This window comes from Micromonospora sp. KC207 (assembly GCF_004348615.1).
GTDB lineage: Bacteria > Actinomycetota > Actinomycetes > Mycobacteriales > Micromonosporaceae > Micromonospora.
On sequence record NZ_SMKJ01000479.1, the window covers coordinates 1 to 3,074 of the forward strand.

The window sequence follows — 3,074 nt, forward strand, 5'->3', positions numbered from 1 at the left end:
CCCCGCCCCCGACGACTCCGGGCCGGTCTGGCTGACCTGGGCGCAGGTCGGGCAGCGGGCCCGGGCGGTCGCGGCCGGGCTGCACGGTCTCGGTGTCGGCCAGGAGGACCCGGTGGCGATCCTGTCGAGCACCCGGCTCGACTGGGTGATCGCCGACTTCGGCATCATGTGTGCGGGCGGTGCCACCACCACCGTGTACCCGACCACGGAGCCCGAGGACGCGACGTTCATCGTCGCCGACTCCGGCTCCCGGGTGGCGTTCGCGGAGAACCCGGCCCAGGCCGCGAAGATCAGCGGCGCGCGACTGCCCGCGCTGACCCACGTGGTGCTCTTCGACGGCGCGCCCGACCCGGCCGCGGCCGTGCCACAGCTCACCCTGGCCGAGCTGGAGGAGCGGGGTGCCCGGACGCTGGCCGACGACCCGGGGCTGGTCGAGCGCCTGGTCGCCGACCTCGGGCCGGAGCACCTGGCCACCCTCATCTACACCTCCGGTACCACCGGCCAACCCAAGGGCGTGGAACTGCTGCACGGCGGCTGGTGCTGGGAGGGGGTCGCCCAGGCCGAGATGGGGCTGCTGCGCGACGACGACCTGCAATATCTCTGGCTCCCGCTGTCCCATTCGTTCGGCAAGACCCTGCTCTGCGGCGTGACCCACGTGGGCCTGCCGACCTACGTCGACGGCCGGGTCGAGAAGCTGGTCGAGCTGCTGGCCGTCGTGCGGCCGACGCTGATGTGCGGGGCGCCCCGGGTCTTCGAGAAGGTCTACAACAAGGCGGTCACCACCGCGCAGGACGCCGGCGGCGCGAAGGCGAAGATCTTCGCCTGGGGGGTGCGGGTCGGCAAGGAGAAGGTCACGCTGGAGCAGGCGGGCCAACCGGTCCCGGCCGGGCTGAGGCTGCGGTACGCGCTGGCCGAGAAGCTGGTGTTCAGCAAGCTCCAGGCCCGTCTCGGCGGTCGGATCCGGGTGCTGGTCTCCGGCGCCGCTCCGCTGAGCACGGAGATCGCCACGTTCTTCGCCGCCGCCAACCTGCCGATCTCCGAGGGGTACGGCCTCACCGAAACCAGCGCCGGCAGCTTCCTCAACCCGACCGACGGCCTGCGCATCGGCACCGTCGGCCGGGCGATGGGCGACCTGGAGTGCCGGATCGACACCGACGGGGAGATCCTGCTCCGGGGCCGCCCGGTGATGCGCGGATACCACAACCTCCCCGAGGAGACGGCCGCCGCGTTCACCGAGGACGGTTTCTTCCGCACCGGCGACATCGGGAGCCTCGACGACGACGGCTACCTGCGCATCACCGACCGGAAGAAGGACCTGGTCAAGACCTCCGGCGGGAAGTACATCGCCCCCTCGCACATCGAGGGCATGTTCAAGGCGCTGTGCCCGTACACGTCGCAGGCGGTCGTCATCGGCCAGGCCCGCAACTACTGCACCATGCTGGTCAGCCTCGATCCGGACGCGATCCGGGGTTGGGCGGCCGGCGGCCCGCTGGAGGGCCGCACCTACGCCGAGATCGCCGCCTCCGACGAGGCCCGGGCCATGGTCGAGGAGTACGTCGCCCAGCTCAACGCCAGACTCAACCGCTGGGAGACGATCAAGAAGGTGACCGTCCTGCCCCGCGACCTGACCATCGAGGACGGCGAGGTCACGCCGTCGCTCAAGATCAAGCGCCGGGGCGTGGAGAGCAACTTCGCCGCCGAGATCGACCGGATGTACGTGGGCACCCTCGCCGAGCTCTGAGCACCGACCCGCCGGCGGCCGTGCCCCACCGTCCCGGGGCACGGCCGCCGGTCGCTCACAGGTGCTCGCCGCGCCACCTGCTCGCCTCGGCCTCGGCCGCCTGCTGCTCCGCCAGCGCCAACTGGCGGACCCGGTGCCGTCCGCGGCCCTCCCCCCGGGTCTCCACCAGGACCAGCGCCACGCAGACCACCCCGAGCAGCACCAACGCGTGCAGGGCCGCGATCCGGACGGCCAGCGGCGAGACCAGGATCAGCACCGCCACCGCGAGCACCGGCGGCCAGCGCAGCACCCGCAGCACGCGCACCCCGCAGGCGACGAGGCTGAGCAGGTAGAGGCCGACCCCGCCGTAGAGGACGAGGATCCAGAACGCTCCCAGCGGCTCGCCCCAGGCCGGCGATCCCGGCTCCGCCGCCTCGACGAGCAGGTCCTTGATCCCGAGGGCGAAGAAGATCACCCCGGTGATGATCGGCAGGTGCAGGTAGGTGTACGCGTCGCGGGCCAGCCGGGCCCGCACGACGGGGTCCCGGGTGCGGTGCAACGCCTGCTCGACGGCGAGAGCCAGGGTGTCGAAGTACGCCCACCACAGCGTCGCGGCGATCGTGATGCCGGTCACCGCAGCGATCACCACCGGCCAGGTCAGCGGCAGACCGGTGATGAACCTCGAGCCCAGCCCCAGCGCGATGATCGACTCGCCGAGCGCGATCAGCACCATCAGGGCGTGCCGCTCCGCCCAGTGCCCGGCCGACACCACCACCCAGTACGCGGCGCCGAGGCTCACCCCAGCCACGTACTCCAAAAGCAGCGCGGCAGCCCACAGGGCCAGTTGCAGGGCCGTTGCCGTGCCGCCGTGGGCGATCCGCGGCGGCACCAGCGCGGCGGCCACGAGCAGGGTCGCCGCGACCACCGGCAGCAGGGCCAGCAGCGCCCACCGCCGCCGCCGCACCGGGTCGTCGCGCACCACCCAGCCGAAGACCGCGAGCTGCGAGGCGCGGACCAGGAAGTAGCAGCTCGCGAAGACCAGCGGGCCGTTCAGCCCGCCCGGCCGGTCCACGAACGCCCCCGGCATGCTCAGGGCCAGCAGGAAGGTGGCGGCGACCGTGACGAAGCCGACCATCGGCAGGACGCCCTGGTCGGCGCGGACCGCGTTGCCGAGCCCGGCGAATCCGGTCCAGCACCACCACAACAGCCCCAGCACCAGCAGGCAGCGGCACAGGTTGACGGCGCTCGGGTAGTACGCGGTCAACGTCGTGACGTCGAGGAACGCGAAGACGAAGACCAGATCGTAGAAGAGCTCCAGCCGGGTGGCGCGCGAGCCGGGCGCGCCGGGCCGCAC

General features: G+C 72.4%; 2 protein-coding genes. One reads left to right on the forward strand and one right to left on the reverse strand.

What is annotated here, in order from left to right:
• On the forward strand, nucleotides 1–1,741 hold a 1,741-nt coding region (locus tag E1258_RS31490; RefSeq protein WP_132407490.1), incomplete at its 5' end, for a long-chain fatty acid--CoA ligase.
• Nucleotides 1,742–1,796: 55 nt separating this feature from the next.
• Here the strand turns inward: E1258_RS31490 and E1258_RS31495 are convergent.
• Nucleotides 1,797–3,074, reverse strand: a 1,278-nt coding sequence (locus E1258_RS31495; RefSeq protein ID WP_243715809.1) for a low temperature requirement protein A, incomplete at its 5' end; no start/stop codon positions are given.